15 protein-coding genes are annotated in these 19,912 nt (G+C 46.0%); 6 read left to right on the top strand and 9 right to left on the bottom strand.

Annotation, left to right across the window (positions count from 1 at the left end; all coding sequences use genetic code 11):
- Positions 1-78 precede the first annotated feature (78 nt).
- The gene (locus tag AZI87_RS15070) at positions 79-618 is read left to right on the top strand and encodes a PilZ domain-containing protein (RefSeq protein ID WP_063208800.1); all 540 of its coding nucleotides are present in this window, start codon (positions 79-81) and stop codon (positions 616-618) included.
- Here AZI87_RS15070 and AZI87_RS15065 read toward each other — a convergent pair.
- Entirely contained in the window at positions 615-1,517 is a 903-nt protein-coding gene (locus tag AZI87_RS15065) for a LysR family transcriptional regulator (RefSeq protein ID WP_063208799.1), read from the bottom strand. The genes AZI87_RS15070 and AZI87_RS15065 overlap by 4 nt on opposite strands.
- Before the next feature lie 99 nt (positions 1,518-1,616).
- Here AZI87_RS15065 and AZI87_RS15060 point away from each other — a divergent pair, with 99 nt between their 5' ends.
- Positions 1,617-2,216, top strand: a complete 600-nt coding sequence (locus AZI87_RS15060) for a YceI family protein (RefSeq protein ID WP_063208798.1) — start codon at positions 1,617-1,619, stop codon at positions 2,214-2,216.
- A 68-nt stretch (positions 2,217-2,284) separates the two neighbouring features.
- Here AZI87_RS15060 and AZI87_RS15055 read toward each other — a convergent pair whose 3' ends face one another.
- Positions 2,285-5,437: an efflux RND transporter permease subunit gene (locus tag AZI87_RS15055; protein WP_063208797.1), complete on the bottom strand. Its 3,153-nt coding sequence runs from the start codon at positions 5,435-5,437 to the stop codon at positions 2,285-2,287.
- Positions 5,438-5,645: 208 nt separating this feature from the next.
- Between AZI87_RS15055 and AZI87_RS15050 the strand changes: the two genes are divergently transcribed.
- The 3 genes from AZI87_RS15050 to AZI87_RS15040 are packed head-to-tail and all read left to right on the top strand — an operon-like array spanning position 5,646 to position 8,779.
- Positions 5,646-6,419 (top strand): hypothetical protein, encoded by a 774-nt coding sequence (locus AZI87_RS15050; RefSeq protein ID WP_253696880.1) that lies wholly within the window; start codon positions 5,646-5,648, stop codon positions 6,417-6,419.
- On the top strand, positions 6,413-7,873 hold the full coding sequence (locus AZI87_RS15045) for a TolC family protein (protein ID WP_063208795.1): 1,461 nt from the start codon (positions 6,413-6,415) through the stop codon (positions 7,871-7,873). Before AZI87_RS15050 ends, AZI87_RS15045 begins: the two co-directional genes overlap by 7 nt.
- A gap of 15 nt (positions 7,874-7,888) precedes the next feature.
- The gene (locus AZI87_RS15040; protein ID WP_063208794.1) at positions 7,889-8,779 is read left to right on the top strand and encodes a hypothetical protein; all 891 of its coding nucleotides are present in this window, start codon (positions 7,889-7,891) and stop codon (positions 8,777-8,779) included.
- 34 nt (positions 8,780-8,813) lie between these two features.
- Here AZI87_RS15040 and AZI87_RS15035 read toward each other — a convergent pair whose 3' ends face one another.
- The 6 genes from AZI87_RS15035 to AZI87_RS15010 all read right to left on the bottom strand — a co-directional run bounded on the left by AZI87_RS15035 (position 8,814) and on the right by AZI87_RS15010 (position 16,528).
- The gene (locus AZI87_RS15035; protein ID WP_063208792.1) at positions 8,814-10,628 is read right to left on the bottom strand and encodes an ABC-F family ATP-binding cassette domain-containing protein; all 1,815 of its coding nucleotides are present in this window, start codon (positions 10,626-10,628) and stop codon (positions 8,814-8,816) included.
- 15 nt (positions 10,629-10,643) lie between these two features.
- A complete protein-coding gene (locus AZI87_RS15030; RefSeq protein WP_063208790.1) occupies positions 10,644-11,504 on the bottom strand; it encodes a trypsin-like serine peptidase in 861 nt (286 codons plus the stop codon).
- Entirely contained in the window at positions 11,504-13,150 is a 1,647-nt protein-coding gene (locus AZI87_RS15025) for a hypothetical protein (RefSeq protein ID WP_063209572.1), read from the bottom strand. Before AZI87_RS15025 ends, AZI87_RS15030 begins: the two co-directional genes overlap by 1 nt.
- Before the next feature lie 169 nt (positions 13,151-13,319).
- The gene (gene aat, locus AZI87_RS15020) at positions 13,320-13,979 is read right to left on the bottom strand and encodes a leucyl/phenylalanyl-tRNA--protein transferase (RefSeq protein ID WP_063208788.1); all 660 of its coding nucleotides are present in this window, start codon (positions 13,977-13,979) and stop codon (positions 13,320-13,322) included.
- 6 nt (positions 13,980-13,985) lie between these two features.
- Positions 13,986-15,059: a PQQ-dependent sugar dehydrogenase gene (locus tag AZI87_RS15015; RefSeq protein WP_063208786.1), complete on the bottom strand. Its 1,074-nt coding sequence runs from the start codon at positions 15,057-15,059 to the stop codon at positions 13,986-13,988.
- Between the two features lie 14 nt (positions 15,060-15,073).
- Positions 15,074-16,528, bottom strand: coding sequence for a RecQ family ATP-dependent DNA helicase (locus AZI87_RS15010; protein ID WP_063208784.1), 1,455 nt, complete (start codon positions 16,526-16,528; stop codon positions 15,074-15,076).
- A gap of 225 nt (positions 16,529-16,753) precedes the next feature.
- Here AZI87_RS15010 and fusA point away from each other — a divergent pair, with 225 nt between their 5' ends.
- Positions 16,754-18,862 carry an elongation factor G gene (gene fusA / locus AZI87_RS15005; RefSeq protein WP_063208782.1) on the top strand — a complete coding sequence of 703 codons (2,109 nt, stop codon included), beginning with the start codon at positions 16,754-16,756 and terminating at the stop codon, positions 18,860-18,862.
- 426 nt (positions 18,863-19,288) lie between these two features.
- Here the strand turns inward: fusA and AZI87_RS15000 are convergent, their stop codons facing one another.
- Entirely contained in the window at positions 19,289-19,729 is a 441-nt protein-coding gene (locus AZI87_RS15000; RefSeq protein WP_253696878.1) for a pseudoazurin, read from the bottom strand.
- Between the last annotated feature and the right edge of the window lie 183 nt (positions 19,730-19,912).

Raw genomic sequence — 19,912 nt, 5'->3', positions numbered from 1 at the left:
AGCGTCTCAGAGTGAGAATCGCCCGGGAAAGTCGGAAAGCTTCTTCAGACGTCGGGCTCTTTTTCCGAAAAGTTCAGTATGACGAGTCTTGCACGCTATCATGGCCGATCCCCGCGATACATCCTCGATACTGAGGACGAAAGTCTTATTCGCGTCGCGGGTCCCAAGCAAGTTCCTTGGGAAGAAGGCACTGAAATTAAAAATGTTTCTTTAACGGGTTTGGCGTTCACCGCTCCCGACGATCTTTGCCCGCTGTTAGGTGAGGTCGTGAAGATTCAGTTTGTTCCACCAGGCGCAAAACAAATGGCGTGTTATGGCATCGTCACTCGCTTAGAAAACATTTCGGAATCTCGCACGCTTGTAGGAGTTCACTTCTACAAACTCGAGATGTCACAAAGAATTGTTTTAGCCCAAGGCTTGGCTCGCAAATTCAAAGAAAACCAAGAGCGCAGCGAAATCGATGGTCTTTTAAATCGCACGCGTCCCAAAGTCAGTTTAGCCAACTTGCCCCAACTGGTGATGATGGGGCTTTTAGCGACTTTGTGGTGCGGGGCCATTTGGAGTTTGCTGCGTTTTGAATATGCAGGTCTTTACAAAAAACTTCTGGGTCTTTTCTAAGACTGCGACGCCAAAGTTTCCTTCAATCTTTTTGCAATAAACTCGGTGAATTTCTTGATCTTCAGGGGCACTTCTTTTTGATCCGGTGTCACGATATTGATCGGCACTTCAGGTCCGCGCAAATTCTTATGCACATGAATCAGCCTTCCCGATCGCAAATGATCTACACACAGAAACTCTGGAACAAAAGCCAGTCCCTTTCCTAAAAGAGCAAACTCCACCAGAGCTCCCGGATTGTTCGCACGAAATACATAATTCGGCTTGATGTCGAGCTTCTTCGAATCAGACGCGCGTACGACCTCAATGCCTTTGCCCGACATTCCAACAAAGGGCAGATGGCTTAGTTGCGAAACCTCTTCCCAACTGCGATAGCGCTCTAAAAATCCCGGAGTGGCGACAAAAATATTTTTGACCGACCCCACTTTACGAGCCCTTAAAGAACTGTCCTTCAAAGTGCCGACACGAATCGCCACGTCGACAGATTCCTTCACCAGATCAATATACGCCTGGCTTAATTGCAGCTCGAAGTAGACAAGAGGATAGATTTTTGAAAACTCGTCTAAGAGCGGTGGCAAGTTCTTTACACCCATATCGTCGGGAGCCGTAACCTTGATCAAACCTGACACCTCAGCTGTCGCCTCGCTAACTTCGTTTGACAGATTTTCCAAGCCTTCAATCAGGCCCTGTGCCCGCTCGTAAAACTGACGGCCGGTTTCAGTCAGTTGAAATTGCCGCGTCGTTCGATAGATCAACTGCACACCCAAGTCCTTTTCCAACGCCGCAAGCTTTCGGCTGATGCGTGATTTAGGCTGATGCATTAACTGCGCGGTTTTAGTGAAGCTTCCGGTCTTCACCAGTCTCACAAAGGTACGTATTTGATTGAGGTCTAATTGTTCCATATACGCAACAGTCTATCGCAATACTGTCACCTTACGCAATAATCAAAATCACACGATACTAAGCAGGTCGTTAAGACTTTAAAACAAGGAGAACTACAAATGAAAAAGCTAGTATTAAGTGCGTTGATGACAGTGATCAGTGCTTCCGCGTTCGCAAAGAGCATCCCAGCAGGAACTTATACAATTGATACAGCCCACTCGAAAGTCGGCTTTGAGATCCCCCACCTGGTGATTGCAACCGTCGAAGGCCGCTTTACAGGTTTTGATGGCGCGATTGTGATTGATCCGAAGCTTGAAAAATCAAAAGCAAATCTGAACGTCGATGTTGCGACCATTAATACAGACAACAAAGACCGCGATGACCATCTAAAAAGCCCCGACTTCTTTGACGTCGCTAAAAATCCTAAAATGACGTTTGTTACAAAGAAGGTCATTGGTACAGCTGACAAGTTGAAACTTGTGGGCGACCTGACTTTGAAAGGTAAAACTAAAGAAGTGACTTTGGATGTGAAGTATTTGGGTGATGTGAATGATCCGTTTGGAAATCACAAAGTGGCTTTTTCAGCAAGCGGTCTTATTAATCGCAAGGACTTCGGTTTAACTTGGAGTAAAGCCGTCGAAGCAGGCCCTGTTGTCGGCGACGAAGTGACTTTGATCATCAAAATTGAAGCCAATAAACCTGTTGAGAAAAAAGGCTAAGAGCTTTTTGATATCGACAAATAAAAAAGGGAAGCTTTTGCTTCCCTTTTTTATTGTGCCTTAAAGACTTAAGCGTCTAAAGCCTCGTTCCCTACAGCGGCAAAGGCCTGTTTAGTTTTCTCTCGGACCTCATCGCGGGTTTTGAATTTATCCATCAACGAATAAACCACAGGAACCACAAACAGTGTCAAAGCTGTTGAAACAAAAACGCCTCCGATTAAACAGATCGCCATCGGTCGCATCGTCTCTGAACCCGCTCCCGTCGCCGTGGCAGAAGGGATCGCGGCAGCAATCGTGGCAATCGACGTCATCAGAATCGGACGAAGGCGAATCGGACAGGCTTCAATCAGTGCCGCATTAGCTTCGCTTGTTCCTCGGTCACGAACTGTGTTCGTAAATTCGATAAGAAGAATCGAATTCTTTTTCACAATACCCATCAAAAGAAGCAAGCCGATCATCGAGAACATGTTCAAAGATTGCCCTGTGATCAGAAGGGCAAAGAAAGCTCCACTAAAGCTAAACGGCAATGCCATCAGAATCGTCACTGGATCAATGAACGAGTTGAACTGACTTGCTAACACCATGTAGGCAATGATCAGACCTAATACCAAAGCAAAGATCAAACTTTCAAAGGACTCTTTAAAGGTCTTAGAACTTCCACCCTGATCAATCATATAACCCGGCTCTAACATTTTCTTCGCCGTAGCCTCGACAAAATTCATCGCGGCCTGCTGAGACACGCCCGGCTTCATATTTGCTGTGATGGTGATCGCACGTTGACGGTTTGAACGCGAAATGGATTGCAAGCTTGAACCTTCCACCTCTTTGGTTACCCGTGGAAGCGGAATCAAGTTTCCTCGGCTGTTACCAACGAACAAAGTTTTGATTTCGTCCATTGGTTTACCTTGATCTAATAGCTTCACCTTGATGTCGTAACGGTGACCGCCTTGAGGATACTCCCCAACCTTCACCCCACCAATCAACGCATTCACTGTTGAACCGATAGAGTTGATACTCACACCGTGTTGAGCTGCGGCGACGCGATCCGGTTGCACCTGGATTTCAGGCATACCCAAAAGATAGTTAGAATCCACGTCGACCATCAGACCGCTGTTTTCCATCTCTTTCATCATTTGCTCTGTGTATTTCGCAAGCTTATCCCAATCCGAGCCTAGAAGCGTGAACTCGATCGGATAACCACGACCGCCCGAGAAGCCCTGTTGTGACAAGTCCATCAGAACCGGTCGCACATCAGGAATCTTCGCAAGCTCTTTACGCGCAATCTGCATGAATTCTTGCTGAGACAGAACCTTGCCTGACGCAGGATCTTTTCCACGCTGTGGCTTTTCTTTCAAGGTCACAAACATCATCGTCGTATTCGCATCGGAAATACCACCACCGAATCCACCGATGGCTGCGTATACTTTTTCCACTTCAGGGCGTGCCATCAGCCACTGCTCTGCCTTCAAAGTCTGCGCGTTCGTGTAAGCCAAGGAAGTACCCACCGGCAAAACCAGACGAGCAATAAAAATACTTTGATCTTGGGCTGGTGACATTTCTTTATTTAAGAACTTGATCGAAACAAACGACACCGCCACGAACACCAAAGATCCCACTAGAACCTTCCAACGATGTTGAAGGCAGATGCGCAACCACTTGTCGTAAGAAACCTTCAATCCCTCCATAAAGGCTTCGAAAGCACGACCGATCTTTGTCGTTCTTTCACCATGGTGAACAAAGCCTGCACAACGCATTGGCGTGATCGTTAATGATTCAACCAAAGAAAGGAAAACCGCGATCGAGATCGTCACCCCGAACTGCATGAAGAACTTTCCGATAATACCTTTCATGAAAGCCACTGGAAGGAAGATCGCAATAACCGCTGCCGTCGCGGCCATCGCCGCAAACGAAATTTCGCGGGCGCCGAGAATTGCCGATTCGATACGTCCCCGTCCATTTTCATTATACCGGAAGATATTCTCTAGAACCATGATCGCGTCATCGACGACGATACCAATCGCAAGTGTAAGACCTAATAGAGTGAACGTATTTAGCGTGTACCCAAGGAAATACAAACCAATAAACGCACCTAAAAGTGACGTTGGAATCGAAAGAAGAACGTTGAAAGTCGCAGACCAACTGCCTAAGAAAAGCCAACACACCAAAGATGTCAGCACGACCGCTAACATCAAGTGCTTATTCAATTCATGCACGGATTGTTCAATGAACTTAGTACTGTCAAAGTTGACGTGGATTTTCATACCTTCAGGAAGCTGCGGCTGAATCTCTTCAATCTTTTCTTTCACGGCACTGGCAACGGCCACGGCATTGGTGCCACGTTGTTTACGAATACCCACACCCAATGCAGGTTGACCGTTGAAGCGCGACATTCTGGTGATTTTATCAAGCCCCATGCTGGCATCAGCGACCTGATTGATTTTCACCATGTTCGTTGGATCAGCCACCGTCACTCCGGCACGACGACTGATCACGATAGAGCGGAATTCTTCTTCGGTTTTTGCCTCACCCATCGTACGGACATTGAAAGTTTTTTTGTCGGTCTCAATATAGCCGCCTGGAAGTTCCGAGTGCTCATTGCGAACCGCATCCATCACGTCATTGACAGAAATATTGTAGCGAAGAAGATCTTTCGGGCGCACATGCACGCGCATCACCGGATCTGTATAACCACCTAGGAAAATATCACCGACACCTTCAACTGTTGTAAAACGATCGCGCAGGTAATCGCGGGCATAACTCATCAAAAATTCAGGATCGTTTTTATCGTAAGTCAGAGCCAACCATAAAATCGGTTGATCATCCGGATTCGTTTTTGAAAGTGTTGGAGGATCCACATCATCCGGCAAAAGACGCTGCGTCGCTGCGACCTTCGCTTGCACATCTTGCAAAGCCACGTCGATATTGCGATCAAGATCAAATTCGACGGTGATCGACGCATTTCCCGTTTTACTGCTGGATTTGATCGATTGAATGCCTTCAACTGTCATGAGGGCACTTTCGATGGGATCCACGACTTGTGTCTCCATGACCTCAGGTGCTGCACCGTCCAATGTAACACTGACGTTCACTGTCGGGAAATCGACGTCAGGCATTTGACTCACGCCCATTCTTGAGAACGAGATCAGTCCGAACATCATCAGACCAAACATTAACATCCAAGCAAAAACGGGATTTTTAATCGAAATATCAGAAAGTTTCATTCGGACCCCTCATAGAAAGAAATCTAGGTAAATCCTGTAAAATAGTCATTACGAAATTAGCAATGGCACGCCCCTGCAAGGCATTGAAATCAAATAAAAATTTGGTCCCCTTAGGAGGCTAATCGAAGTGTTGACACCGCCACTATGGAGGGCTATTCCTGACGCCGCATTTAATTCTAAGGCCAGTTGGTTTTTCAGGGGTGGGATTATGAAACTATCGCTTCTTTTAGCTCTTTCACTTTCCGCAAGCATTTGTGCGGCTCAAGGCAAATCTAAAGCGCAAGTTCCTGCTGCTCCAGAACTGACGATGCGTGAAAAAGCTATCGCCGAATCTCAATCGGAAAGTAAAAAACAAGTTTCTGCCAGCGACGCTCAAGTTTCAGGAATGTTAACACTGAAAGATCCACGCCCTGAAGTTGTGACTCGTTCCTGGTCTTACTTCGCGGCTTTCACGGGTCAAGCTTTCCAAGCAGAAGGCACCGTCTCTAAAGAAGGTTCGGGCGTTTTCAATTTGGGTAACAACAGTCAAACCTTCATGCCCGGTCTTGAGTTGGGTGTGATCAGCACGCCGTTACAAACAAAAGCTCTTCTTTGGAAATTCGGTGTTCGTGCAAAAGCAGGATTCACTTCTCAAGAAACGGATGTGAAGTTGGAATCAGGTTACGAAATCAACGACGCTCGTTTAAACACAACAGTTTTCAGCGGTGGCCCTGTGGTTGCCATGTCTTGGGATCGCTTTGACTGGTTGTCTTTGACGGTGTCTCCGCAATTTGGAACTGTGATCTACACTCAATCAAGCTCTAACGATTTTGCGGCTTTCTCGAAGCAGGCAAGCTTTGAGTCTTGGGGTTACGGACTGGATGTGGCGCTTTCAAAAAAATGGTCCGTGTTTACAGAGTATTCTCAAAAAAGTCTTAAAGGCAGCAATGAAATCGCGCTTCAACGCGACAACTTTGAGTTAGGAACAAAAGTCACATGGTAAAAACATTTCTTGCACTTCTCAGTACGACGGCAATGCAAGGAGCTTATGCCCAAGCTCCTAAGGAAATCACTTTATCTCAAAAATCGGTGGCGGAACTTGTTTTGAAGCAAGGACCGAAGACGAAAGAAGTAAATCTTCGCTACCAAACTCTGCGTTTAACGCCGGTTCAAGCGCTTTCAGCGTATGACTGGAACTTGGCGATTGAAAGTGGTTTTGAATACGATAAATCTGTCGGCCTTCTGCAAACTTCAGATCCCGTGAACTCTAAGTATGAACGCTATAAAACAACAGCGAGTGTACAAAAGAACTTCACCTCAGGAACTCTTTTAGGTGTGGAGCTAAGCCGTCTTTCACAAAAAGTGGATACAGAAGGTTTTGCCTCCAATCCTCCACCCGCACAACAAACTTTAGACAGCGCGGGACTTATTCTTGAGCAAGCCCTTCTTGGAAACTTCTTCGGGGTTGCGGACCGTGGCACAGTGAATGCGGCGGAATTAACTTACGAAGCTCAAACCGTGGCTCGCGCTAATGAATTGGAAGACGTGGTTCTTGAGGCCATTCGCCAATTCTGGAACTCTTATGTTGCGCAAGAAAGCTTCAAAGAAGCAGTGAATTCTCGCGATCGTTATAAGAAGTTGGTTGATGCGGTAAAAAGAAAAACATCTTTGGGTTATTCCAACCCCGGGGACTTACCGCAAGTGCAAGCCGAATTCGAAACGCGTGAACAACGTGTAAAAACAACGTCTCGCGATTATCTGAACGCCGTTGAAAATCTTTTGACGCTTCTGAATTTGGACCCCGGCACGAATGTGAAGTTTGAAATTCCAAACGACATCCCCGCAGTTCCAAAGCTTGTTGAAAAGAAAGTCGAAGAACTTCGCTTGATCCGCGCACAAAAACTCAGAGTCGATGCTGCTAAAGAATCTTTAGTAGCCGCAGAATCTTTGTCTTACCCGGATTTGGATTTCGTAGGTCGCGTTTACACAACCGGCGTGGATGAAGACGCGGGAGACTCTTATTCAGAAGTGGTTTCCGGAACTCAACCCAAATACTACATGGGACTTCGTTTCCGTTACTACTTCGGATCTGATTTACAAAATGAAACAGTTATCAATCGTAAGATGACAAAAGATCTTGAAGAGACGCGTTTACACCGTGCACTTCTTGAAGCGCAAGATCTTGAGTTCCAAGCGGAACGTAAGGTACATGCGGCTTATGCGATCGCGATCAGCACGAAAAAACAACGTGAATTCCGCGAGCGTGCATCACAAGAGCTGAACCGCTCTTACAATCAAGGTCGTACCGATATTCAAATTTTAATTACAGCTATGAACAATTACTTCGATTCTGAAGTGCAGTACTTCCGTTCTTTGGGTGATTACGCGATCGCCTTGAACGAATGGGCCGCCGCCAGAGACGAACTCATCCCTGACGAAACGGCTTCGGGGAAGTAAATACTTGGGGGAATTATGTTGAAAAAACTGATCCTAGCAACAGCGCTTCTAGGAGTGGTAGGTTGTGCTTTTAACAAAGACAATCCAAACAACAATGCCACAGAAGTTTCTGACAGACAGAAGCAATTAAACACGTACAACCGTGTGACGGGTTTCTATACCGGCAAACTAACAACAACGGCAACTCAGCAGGACGTTGAACTTCGCCTTTTCACTTTGGAAGATGAGTCCGGCACAAATGCCAACGGTGAAGAACGCTACCGCATTGTTTTGCGTGGCAAATTCCAGTTCAACAGCAACAAGCTGCAATTGGTAAACATGAAAGCTCGTTTCATCCCGGAAACTTCAGAACTGATTCTGAGAAATGAAGCTGCAAGCCCTGGTATCGACGATGTTCACACGATCAATGCAAAAGTAGTTGGTCAAAAAATCGTCGGCGAAGTGAAATCTGTTTCAGGCGTAATCGGCGTCCTTGATTTGACACTGGCTTCAAATCAATCTTCAGCTCCAGGTAACACCGAGGAAAATGAGTTCTATGAAAGACTTCGTCGTCAGTATGAATCTTTTGCTGGAACTTATGTTGGCAACAACGTGAAGGATGGCAAAGCCGCTTTCCAATTCCAGATCCGTTTGCAAGTGGTTAAAGAAGGTATCGTTCCGAAAATCATCGGCGAGCTGACTCGCTCTGACGATCCGAAAAACACGGCAACATTGACGCTCACAGGCCTGTACCGTGGTGAAACAACTCCACCTAGCCTGGTATTGACGGGCATTCCTCGTTTGTTCCCTTCTTCGCCTTATAAAGCGACGATTGACGGTGTCCTTGATGGCGACACTTATAAGGGAACTTGGGTTTCCAATGTAAACGGTTTTGAAGGCGAATTTGTCTTAAACAAAATCAAATAAGAAATTAAAAAGGGAGCTTTGAAGCTCCCTTTTTTTATCCACCGGCACTTTTCTTTTCAAGCTCCGCCCATCGAGCGTAGAGCTTTTCCAGCTCAGCTTGAACCTTTGAAATCTCAACGTAAAGCTCCTGAACCTTCGACGCTTGACTGACGACTTCAGGTTTCCCAGATTCAATTTGCAGCCCACTGAGCTTTTCTTCCAAACCCAGAATCGTGGCCTCCATGTTTTCAAGCTCGAACTTTTCTTTGAAAGACAGCTTTCCCGGTTTCGCGGCCGCCTTAGTTTCAGCTTCGGCTTTGGCTTTCTTTTGTTCTAAAGCCTCCAGCTCTTTTTGTTCCTCGTACCACTCTTCCCATTGCAAATAACCGGCGAAATTTTCTAAGCTGGTCGTTCCGTCAGGCTTTTTATGAAAGGCAAGGATGGTTGAAGCCACCTGATCCATGAAGTAACGATCATGCGTCACTAAAATGACAGCGCCGTTAAAATCCTTCAGCGAGTCTTCTAACACCGTCAATGTACCGACATCTAAATCATTCGTCGGCTCATCCAGAATTAAAACTTGGGCTTCATTCAACATCAATTGCGCTAAACGCAATCGGCTCTGCTCCCCGCCCGAAAGTTTTTCTACAGGAAGATCCATTTGCTGACGATTGAAGAGGAATCTTTCCAAATAACTGCGCGCAAAAACGTACTGACCTTGATAATGAACGTAATCACCTTCAGGGCAGATATTTTTTAAAACAGACTCTTTCGGCTTCAAGGTTTCACGATTCTGCTCGAAGTACGCCACTTTCAGTTTGTCGGCGCGAGCCACCCGTCCGGTATCGGGCTGCTCTTCACCTAAAAGGATGCGAATCAACGTCGACTTACCCGAACCGTTGTCTCCTAAAAGAGCCAAGCGTGTTTTTGGATTTACCAAGTAAGAGAAATCTTTAAAGAGCACGCGACCATTGTAGGCCTTCGTAATATGATCGACTTCCATGAGCTTCTGGGGATTTCTTTCAGCGTCTTTGAATTCAATCTTAGCCACACGTGCCGCATTTTTAGCAGCCAGCTCTTGAACGTCCTCTTTCAAATCGCCCGCTCTTTCGATGCGTGCTTTTTGTTTGGTTTGACGAGCTTTTGCCCCACGACGAAGCCATTCCGTCTCGCGACGGAGAGTGTTCTTAAGAACAACTTCACGCTGCTCTTGGGCCTGAAGCAATTGATCTTTGGCTTCAAGATATTCTAGGTACCCGCCCTTTACAGACAAAAGATAGTTGGGATTCTTCGGATCTAAATCGAAAATTTTATTCGTCGCTCTTTGTAGGAACAAACGATCATGCGTGATGATCAAAGTTGCAAAAGGCGCACGCGAAAGAAATTCTTCCAACCAAAGAATACTTGTGACGTCCAGGTGATTCGTCGGTTCATCAAGCATCAAAAGTTCAGGTTCAAGGACAAGCTCTCGAGCCAGGGCAACGCGTTTACGCCATCCCCCAGAAAGATCCTTCACCAAAAAGTTTTCGCCAAACTGAGAAAGCTCTAAACGAGCCATCCATTCGTAACCATCCGCCAAAGATTCATGATAGTCCGCGCACTTGCTTAAGATGGCATCCAGAATTGTTTCGTCGTCTTTAAAAAGCGGAGTCTGTTCAAGGAATCCCATGCGCAGACCTTTTTTCGCCGTCACATCGCCTGAGTCTGCTTCCATTTTTCCTGCAAGAATACGCAAAAGAGTCGATTTACCAGCGCCGTTAGGTCCGACAAGTCCTACACGTTCTCCTTCTTCAATGCCCAGACTGACATTTTTAAAAAGGGTTTTCCCGGCAAAAGCTTTTTCTAATTTATAGGTACTAATAAGAAGCATGGACCTAAAGTACGTCTATTTAGGCAGGTCCGCTAGGATTTTTTCGATAGGAACAATAAATTCGCCCGTACAGCCTTTTTCTTCACAGATTTTAAGATTGTCCTGGGAAGGGTCATTGCTATCTGTTTCAAAATCACGTTCTCCGGATGAAAGAAGACCGATAAGCTCGTGCGTTTCAGCATTGAACACAGGTGAACCAGAGTTCCCTTCAAACACATCCAAGTTGGAAATTATCAAAGTCGGATCGCTCCAAAGCTCGCGAACGGTGCCTTCAGCATATTTCTTAAGACTTCCCAAGGGATAACCCAAGGAATAAATTTTGTCGTCGACCTTCACCTGTTTTTTTGAAAGCTTCGCAACGGAAGACTCCACTTTTTTATTAAGGCGAATAAGTGCGTAATCCAAACCGATTTCTAAAGAGTCTTTCTTAGCAATCACTTCTTTGCATTCCACCATCGCAGCAAGATCCAGAGATTCTTTTTGGTAATTAAATACCAGCGCGATGTTTTCACATTTTATGCGTTGAACACAGTGGCCTGCGGTCAAAACCAGATCCGGAGCCACCAAAACGCCTGAGCAAAAAGCCAATGAGGGTTGCTCAACCCAAGTTAATCCCAAAAATCCAAAAACATCTTGGACTGTCTGAACTTTATCGTGTTTTAAAAGGCTTGCAGCCATTGGCTTCGTCATCAAAGCCACGCTGGTGTCGGAATTTTTAGTTTCCAACGAAACATCTTTGATGGAATCAGCACCATAAATTACATGCGCCCGAGACGCTTTCCCAGAGTCTAAAAGAGATGTGGGTGCGGCATCAAACCCGCACCCTGCCATCTGAATAAAAATGATTCCTAAAAAGGCCTTCGCCCAATTGCGCATTAGTGTCCTCTTGTAAAGTCCATCTCGCCTTGGTGAGCTTCAGGCAAGTGACCTTGTGTCCAACGCTCTTCAATATTATCTTCGCTGACCACTTCGTCTTTGGTTCCCACATTCATCACTTTGTAAGTCGCCGTCGCGACTTCTTTGCCATTAAAATCAAAGATCGCCATACGAACGTCAGCGGACTCACCCGCAGGCGTGATTCTGCGGACTTCTGAAAGCTTTGTCTCTAAACTTTCAGAAACCACCGTTCCATTGACCGTCACTAATTGTGTCAGCCCACGGCGAGAAGCATCACGACCCGAAAGAGCGAACTTCATCACGTTTTCATCCGCCGTCATATCCACATCCAAATCCCAGTGGCGAGCCAAAGTGACTGATTTAGGACGAGGAAGTTTAGCAAAGTTTCCTTTTTTATAAGCTTCAATTTCAGATGAAGATTTATTGTTCATGAAATTCATAAGTTCTGCATAAGTCACACATTTCACTTCAGGCTTACCGCAGACTTCATTTGCAAACTCAAAGAAAGTCTCAAAGTAAGCGCCACCCATCCACTGCGAAAAATGATGACCAATGTGAATAGGCGCACGATTTCCGTAGTAGTTGCGATCAAAGTAAGCGCGGTAAAGATTCATCATATTCGCTTTTGCTTTGGCTTTTTGTTTAGCCGAAACCATATTCAAGCAATCACGAGCTTTGTTGGCTTTGACTTGTTGGCCATTGGCATCGCGCTTCATAAGACTCATCGTTTCTGGCTCTTCCGTCAAAACGCGAGCAGAATCACGCACACAGAAGTTGTAATCCATCGAGATCCAGCGGCGAGCGCCACCTGGCTCTAAGATTTCCGCCAACGGGAAGTTCCAAGTGCCGTATTCATTGCGTTGAGGCCAATAGTTTTCATAATTCGTTTTGGATGTGTCATATTGAATACCGTACTTAGGAAGATTCGGCCATAGACCATCACTGATCCCCAGAACAGGAGCTCGAAAGCCTTTGATTTCATCGCGGAATAAAAGGCCGCGCGATTGTTTCGCCGTGGGGCGAAGACCGTTAAATCTGAACACGTTATCTAAAATGGTATAAAATTGCTCGAACTCAGATCTCCAGTCCGCTTCAGACCAACGTAGATCCCATTTCCAAATAATTTTGTTATTTTCATCGCGATCACATTTGCGTGTCAGCTTATTCATACTGCATTGTGCGTATCCTGCATCAAAGTGTCCCACCGCATGCGAACCAATTTCGTGCCCTTCAAGATACGCATCGTTCATATGATCAATGCGTATAGATACGTCGGCATTGTCATCACCCCAGCCAATCGCAGATCCACGATTTTTCACGGCCACCGTCTGACCATTGCGAGATTCAAGACGACTTCCCGGAGGTTGATAATTGCCTTTAGAGTCTGGTGTTAAGAAGTAAACCGGATTGATAAAGTAAGTAAAACGACTGTCGACGCCATGGCTTTTCTTAAGCTTCGTGAAATCACGAGAATACTGCCATACATCGTTGTTATAAGAACCATCAAATGCCAATAAAACGAATTGAGGAGGTCTTTGAGTGCTTGAAGATGACTGGGCCATCGCCACTTCTTGAGTCAGCATACCTAAAGCCATCAAACCTTTAGTAATCCATTTTTTCGACATTTCAGAACCTCCCGCCGTATCTTTCATACACTCGTGAGTACTTTTGCAACGGGTGTGCCGCTAAAAACCTGCTTTGGGAGGCTTTCAAGATGTCGAGATTTTAATCAAGGAACAATTAACGGTTCACACGTCTCAGAATGAGACGCGAAGTCTGAAGGTCGTCAGGTCGCTAGGCAAGTCCTAGTTCCCGATGGCGTTCTTCTAACATTTCCAAATAGGTCTCACGATCCACATACTTACCTCCCATACTTTCTACGACAGGCGTAACCATCTGTACATCAATCCATTTGTGACCTTGCCCTTCAAGCAGCTCAATCAAGGCCCACAACGCGATCTTCGAGGCATTTGGTTTTTTATAGAACATACTTTCGCCGCTGAACACACCTTGAACGAGAACACCATAAATGCCGCCGATCATGATGTTGTCTTCGCGCACTTCAACACAAAGACAGAAACCCTCTTTATAAAAATCCAAGTAAGCTCGGCGCATGGCGGGAGTGATCCAGGTTCCCTCTTGTCCTGGGCGAGGCTGCTTGGAACACTCTTCAATCACCTGGTGAAAGGCGGTATTCACCGTAATTTGAATCTGCGGATTTTTGCGACGAAAACGGCGCAAACTCTCGGGGACTTTGAAATCTTTAAACTCTAAAACGCCGCGCTTTTCAGGAGAGAACCAAAGCATCGGTAGTCCCGGTTGAGGCCAAGGAAAAATCCCGCGTGAATATGCGGCAAACAAAGTGCCAACATCAAGCCGCCCGCCGACAGCGATGATTCCTTCTGCCAGGGTGTCACGGGGATCTGGAAACTCTACGGAAGAACGCATGTACATGAAAAATTAATTTCCTTGATAAGTGATTTGATAAATCACGCCCGCTTTGTCGTCAGAAACCAAGATCGAACCGTCTTTTAAAACTTCAATGTCGACCGGGCGTCCCCACGCAGAATCCCCTTGCAACCAGCCATCAGCAAAGGTCTCTGTTTTTTGCGCCTTAGAACCATCTAACTTCACAAACGTCAAACGATAGCCCTGCGGAGTCGAGCGGTTCCATGATCCGTGTTCAGCCAACAGAATGCTGTTCTGATATTCTGCGGGAAACATCTTTCCCGTGTAAAAGCGCATCCCCAAAGGAGCGACGTGAGCACGCAACTCAACAACGGGCGCCGTATAGTCTGCACATTTTTTACCCTTACCAAATTCAGGATCTAAAGTGTCTTTTCCATGACAGAAAGGAAAACCAAAGTTTTCACCCACTTTCGTCAAACGATTGACCTCGCAAGGCGGACGGTCATCTCCCATCCAGTCGCGGCCGTTGTCGGTAAACCAAAGTTCTTTTGTCGTGGGATGAAAATCAAATCCGACGGTGTTACGAACTCCTTGTGCGACTTCCTCTTTGCTATCTCCATTCACGTCGATGCGATAAATACGTGCGTAATCCTTTTGCGGATCACAGATATTGCAGTTCGCACCGACAGGAACATACAGCTTTCCATCGGGACCAAAACGAATGAACTTCCAGCCATGATGAGTGTCGCTAGGAAACTTTTGCGCCAAAGTACGAAGAGGCTTCAACGGCTTCGTGATAGGCTTTGAGACATCGTATTCAGAGATCTTGCTAATTTCTGCGACATAGAGTTTACCATCGCGATAGGCCACTCCATTGGGAGAATCTAAGCCTTCTGCGACAACGGAAGTTTTTCCATTTTGCACGACATAGACTTTGTCACCGGTGCGCGAACCGACAAAGACACGACCATCTTCAGTCTGCGCCAACGAGCGAGCTCCAGGAACTGTGGCCCACACCGACACCTTAAAGCCCTTCGGCATTTTCAATTTTTCGAGGGGCAATTTCGCAGCAAGTGAGTTCAAAGAAATAAAAATTATAATTCCAAAAAAAATCAAACGTCCCATCACTCCTCCAAATCTCATCTTTGGTTTTCAACTGACGCTTTGCAGACGTCACACTTTCCGCAAGGCTCATCGTGGATATGTCCGAAGTAAGCGTAAATCAAATTCATGCGGCACGTGGAATTCTGCGACGCCCACTGCACCATTTTCAAAAGCTTTGTATTCTGTGCTTTCAAAATCTCCACGCCATTTTCCGTCTGAAACTGCTCATCCGTGGGCGCGTGCACACAAGTGTATGGAAATGGATCGTCCGATTTTTCCAAACATCCCCAGCGCTCCAGAATACTCACGGCCGCTTCAGAGCGGAAGTCGCGACGGTTTCGGAAATTCATCTGCTCGCGCAGAAAATCAAAACCACCTTGATCGACCTGCATGCGCTTTTCTTCGATCAACTGATAGATTTTGCGAATGAAATCCGGCTCTGGATGAGACCACTTCAAGAACTCCATCTGAATGGTGACATCATCCTGGTCATAGAGCAAATGGCAAGAGGCCTCTTTGCCATCTCTGCCTGCACGCCCCACCTCTTGAAAATAGGACTCTAAAGCACTTGGAGTTTCCATGTGCACCAGAAGTCTGACATTTTCTTTGTCAATTCCCAAACCAAACGCTGGCGTTGCAATCATCAAAGGATTTTCTTCACTGATAAAACGATTTTGATTGCGCTTGCGATCTTGAGGTGAAAGGTCGCCGTGATAAACCAGGTGCGGAATGTTCATTCGGTGTAATGCCGAAGACACCTTTTTCAAGGTCTGGATCAGCGAACAATAGATAATGGCTGCTCCGGGATTTTGATGACGAAGTCCCACGATGCCGCGAATCTTTTCATCGATGCCGTAGATATCATGAACATTTAGACTTAAATTCGGCCTTTCAATTCCCGCTGAAATAATCGGTGCCTCGGGAATAAAAAGTTTAGACAGAATATCTTTTTGAACCTCAGGTGTGGCCGTTGCCGTCAGCGCCAAGGTGGGAGGATTTCCCAGAATTTTACGAAACTCTCCCACGCGAGAGTAATCGGGCCGGAAGTCATGCCCCCACTGAGAAATACAGTGCGCTTCATCCACTGCCAGCAATTGGATCTTGCGACCCTCAATAGCCTTTAAAAATTCGGGTTTGCGAAATCGCTCCGGGGTCACGTAAAGAAGCTTGTAATCCCCTTTGGCCAATCGCGCCTGACGCGCCTCCCTTTCATCTTTCCCCAAAGTGGAGCTTAAAAAGGTCGCCGGAATTCCGAATTTTTCGGCCTTAAAAACCTGATCCTGCATCAGGGCGATCAACGGGGAAATGACCACCACCAGGCCTTCGCGGAGTTTTGCCGGGAACTGAAAGCAGAGACTTTTTCCCATTCCCGTGGGCATTAATGCGAGTAAGTCTTCGTTTGCCCAGACTTTTTGCAGGATGTGCTCTTGCTCGCCCCGGAATGAATCAAAGGGGAAGGCGGTTTTCAAAAGGCTTTTTAAATCGGTCATGTTTTGAGGTTATCATAGGGGGCTTTTAGGAGAAGGTTTTACCCTCTGCCAAAAGAATTTTGTGGCATTGCGTCGTAAGGGTGGCGTAGAATCTTCTTTTGCACTTATTTGTAATTGATGGTACTTCGAATACTTTCATAAAAGTTAACAAAATCAGTGGCTAAAATCGACTCCGAAACGGAGTTTGGATAAATCACTTAACGACCAAATACGAAGGGTAAAGATATGTCCAAAAAGTGGAATATTGATATGGTCAGAAACATCGGTATCTCGGCTCACATCGACTCGGGTAAGACGACGACTTCTGAGCGTATTTTGTTCTATGGAGGAAGAATCCACGCTATCCACGAAGTTCGTGGAAAAGACGGCGTTGGTGCAACAATGGACTCCATGGATCTAGAGAGAGAAAAAGGTATCACAATCCAATCTGCTGCGACTCAGGTTCAGTGGAAGGATTATACAATTAACTTGATCGATACACCGGGGCACGTGGACTTCACAGTTGAAGTTGAACGTTCTCTTCGCGTTCTTGACGGTGCGATCTTGCTTCTTTGCGGTGTTGCCGGCGTTCAATCTCAATCCATCACTGTTGACCGTCAGATGAAACGTTACAACGTACCTCGTTTGGCTTTTGTTAACAAATTGGACCGCCAAGGTGCGAACCCTTACCGTGTTACTGATGCTTTGATCGAAAAATTGCGTTTGAACGCAGTTATGATCCAAATCCCAATCGGTTTGGAAGATCAACATCGTGGTCACGTTGATTTGACTGACATGAAAGCTTACATCAACGAAGGTGAAAACGGTGAAACCGTTTCTGTTCAGGACATCCCTGCAGACCTAGTTGAAACAGCTAAAAAATACCGTCAAATCATGATCGGTAAATTGGCTGACGTTGACTCTGCTATCGAAGAAAAATTCTTGATGGAAGAAGAACCAACAACTGAAGAAATCCGTGCGGCTATCCGTAAAGGAACTATCAGCTTGAAGTTCGTTCCAGTTCTTTGCGGTTCAGCGTTTAAGAACAAAGGTGTTCAACGTTTGATGGATGCGGTTACTTACTACCTTCCTTCTCCAGCTGAGAAAAAAGAGCAAGCTCTTGATCTTACTAAGAACGAAGAAAAATTTGACCTATTCCCAGACAGCACAAAACCATTGGTTTCTTTGGCGTTCAAACTTCAAGAAACTCCATTTGGTCAGTTGACTTACATGCGCATTTACCAAGGTAAAATGGGCAAAGGTGATTTCATCATCAACCAATCTAACAAGAAATCTGTTAAGATTCCTCGTTTGGTTCGTATGCACTCTGATAAAATGGAAGACATCGACACAGCTTACGCTGGTGACATCGTTGCATTGTTCGGTATCGACTGTGCGTCTGGTGACACTTTCTGTGACGACAAAATTGAAGCTTCTATGCAATCAATGCACGTTCCTGATTCAGTTATCAGCTTGGCTGTTGCTCCAAAAGACAAAGCCGGTGCTAATAACTTCTCTAAAGCGTTGCAAAAATTCCGTAAGGAAGACCCTACTTTCCGCGTTCACCGTGACGAGGAATCCAACGAGACTATCATCTCTGGTATGGGTGAGTTGCACTTAGAGATCTACATCGAACGTATGAAACGTGAGTTCAACTGTGAAGTGATCGTGGGTCAACCACAGGTTGCTTACCGTGAGACAATCTCTCAAGAGGCTGCTTACGATTACACTCACAAAAAACAAACGGGTGGTTCGGGTCAATACGCGAAGTGTGTGGGTAAAATCCTTCCACTTGCACCACAAGAAGACGGTTCAACGTTTAAATTCGTTAACAACGTTGTCGGTGGTCGTATCCCTAAAGAATTCATCCCAGCTGTTGAAGAAGGTTTCAAAGAGCAAACTGTTAAAGGTCCTCTTATCGGCTTCCCAATCGTGGGTGTTGAAGTTCACTTGGATGACGGTGCATACCATGACGTCGACTCTTCATACATGGCGTTTAAAATCGCTGGTATGGCGGCTCTTCGTGAAGTGTACCCTCAAGCAAAACCAACTGTTCTTGAGCCTATCATGAAGCTTGAGACGACAGTTCCAGACGAATACCAAGGTGCAGCTGTTGGTCAAATCAACCAACGCCGCGGTACTATCGTAGCTACTACAGCTTTCGAAGGTAACTGTGTGATCGAAGCCGAAGTACCACTAACAGAAATGTTCGGTTACTCTACGGATCTTCGTTCTGCGACTAAAGGTAAAGGTGAGTTCTCTATGGAATTCGCGAAGTACGCTGCTGTACCTCGTAATATCCAAGAGGAACTTGTTAAGAAATACCAAGCGAAGCGCGCAGCTGAGCAGAAGTAATTCTTGGTTCTTTTTTGAATCACAAAGCCCCGTGGAGACACGGGGCTTTTTTTTTGCCTTTTTCGGGCTGTCGTTGCGAGATTGGAAGAGGGTTTAAGGGTTAGCACTTCGTGCGGCACGCCTTCGTGGCTCAGTCGGCGCCAACGGCTTTGCCGTTGGTTCGGGCCGTCCAGGCCCCGCCGAAGGCCGCTCTACGTGTTAACCCTTAAACCCTCTTCCAATCTCGACGAAGTCCGGGTAGGCAAAATAAAAGTCCCTGGTGTTGAGTGTTTTGAGTTCAATTTTTTGGAATTACTTCTGTAAATTCAGCCTGTGTTTTTGGGGGATAGAGATTCTGATTTTTTATCAGCGCCCGTCGTGTCGTGATTGATTGTTTATCTAAGGAACCGGATGGGAGGCTGAACCATCCGGCTTTTTTTCTTTTTCTTATTTTACTTGGGCTAGGTATTTATCGAGGCGATCTTTGTGCATCACGAATTGGGGTGATAAGGATTGTGCGCTCTTTTTTACTTCGCTTAGATTTTTGGGGGTTCCTACTTGGATGACTCCGACCATGGCCATTGGTAAGTGGGCTTTGCATTCGTAGAGGTAAATGCCTTCTTCGCTAACTTTCACTGTGATGGCTTTACCTACGGCGGCTTGGAAGGGTTTGGCGCCCGTGGGGATCGATACGGATGAGACGTCGTGGGCTGGGTCTGTCGGGACGAATTTGATGGTGTCACCTTTGTTGGCTTTTAGGTAACCTGGCTCGAAAACCATGATGCCGTCTTTGCCGTTGTTTAGCATTTTGATTTCATGTGTGGCGGCTTGAGCGCCCTGAGTGATAAGTGCGCAGGATAGTGCTGCTAAGAAAAAATATTTTTTCATAAACTCCTCTTTTCTTGTCGAGGATGTCACTCCTAAAAATGCTTCTCGTCAATAAAGCGACCTAAAAAATACACCGGCATCTTAGACGTTTCTCATTAGGATTTCGTTCGGCTTTCATTTGGTTGGAAGGACGCTGAAAATTATATTTTCGAGTGCCCTTTTTGTATGTTTTGACATTAAGGT

This window comes from Bdellovibrio bacteriovorus, assembly GCF_001592745.1.
GTDB lineage: Bacteria > Bdellovibrionota > Bdellovibrionia > Bdellovibrionales > Bdellovibrionaceae > Bdellovibrio > Bdellovibrio bacteriovorus_B.
The sequence above is the reverse complement of the archived record's forward strand: the minus strand, read 5'-3'. Positions and strand labels throughout refer to the sequence as shown.

Excerpts from the sequence above, each read along its gene's own strand:
- AZI87_RS15050 (WP_253696880.1), top strand. The coding sequence starts at position 5,646 with ATGAAACTATCGCTTCTTTTAGCTCTTTCACTTTCCGCAAGCATTTGT.
- aat (WP_063208788.1), bottom strand. The coding sequence starts at position 13,979 with ATGTACATGCGTTCTTCCGTAGAGTTTCCAGATCCCCGTGACACCCTG.
- fusA (WP_063208782.1), top strand. The coding sequence starts at position 16,754 with ATGTCCAAAAAGTGGAATATTGATATGGTCAGAAACATCGGTATCTCG.
- AZI87_RS15010 (WP_063208784.1), bottom strand. The coding sequence starts at position 16,528 with ATGACCGATTTAAAAAGCCTTTTGAAAACCGCCTTCCCCTTTGATTCA.
- AZI87_RS15065 (WP_063208799.1), bottom strand. The coding sequence starts at position 1,517 with ATGGAACAATTAGACCTCAATCAAATACGTACCTTTGTGAGACTGGTG.
- AZI87_RS15035 (WP_063208792.1), bottom strand. The coding sequence starts at position 10,628 with ATGCTTCTTATTAGTACCTATAAATTAGAAAAAGCTTTTGCCGGGAAA.
- AZI87_RS15030 (WP_063208790.1), bottom strand. The coding sequence starts at position 11,504 with ATGCGCAATTGGGCGAAGGCCTTTTTAGGAATCATTTTTATTCAGATG.
- AZI87_RS15025 (WP_063209572.1), bottom strand. The coding sequence starts at position 13,150 with ATGTCGAAAAAATGGATTACTAAAGGTTTGATGGCTTTAGGTATGCTG.
- AZI87_RS15045 (WP_063208795.1), top strand. The coding sequence starts at position 6,413 with ATGGTAAAAACATTTCTTGCACTTCTCAGTACGACGGCAATGCAAGGA.
- AZI87_RS15000 (WP_253696878.1), bottom strand. The coding sequence starts at position 19,729 with ATGAAAAAATATTTTTTCTTAGCAGCACTATCCTGCGCACTTATCACT.
- AZI87_RS15015 (WP_063208786.1), bottom strand. The coding sequence starts at position 15,059 with ATGGGACGTTTGATTTTTTTTGGAATTATAATTTTTATTTCTTTGAAC.
- AZI87_RS15070 (WP_063208800.1), top strand. The coding sequence starts at position 79 with ATGACGAGTCTTGCACGCTATCATGGCCGATCCCCGCGATACATCCTC.
- AZI87_RS15055 (WP_063208797.1), bottom strand. The coding sequence starts at position 5,437 with ATGAAACTTTCTGATATTTCGATTAAAAATCCCGTTTTTGCTTGGATG.
- AZI87_RS15040 (WP_063208794.1), top strand. The coding sequence starts at position 7,889 with ATGTTGAAAAAACTGATCCTAGCAACAGCGCTTCTAGGAGTGGTAGGT.
- AZI87_RS15060 (WP_063208798.1), top strand. The coding sequence starts at position 1,617 with ATGAAAAAGCTAGTATTAAGTGCGTTGATGACAGTGATCAGTGCTTCC.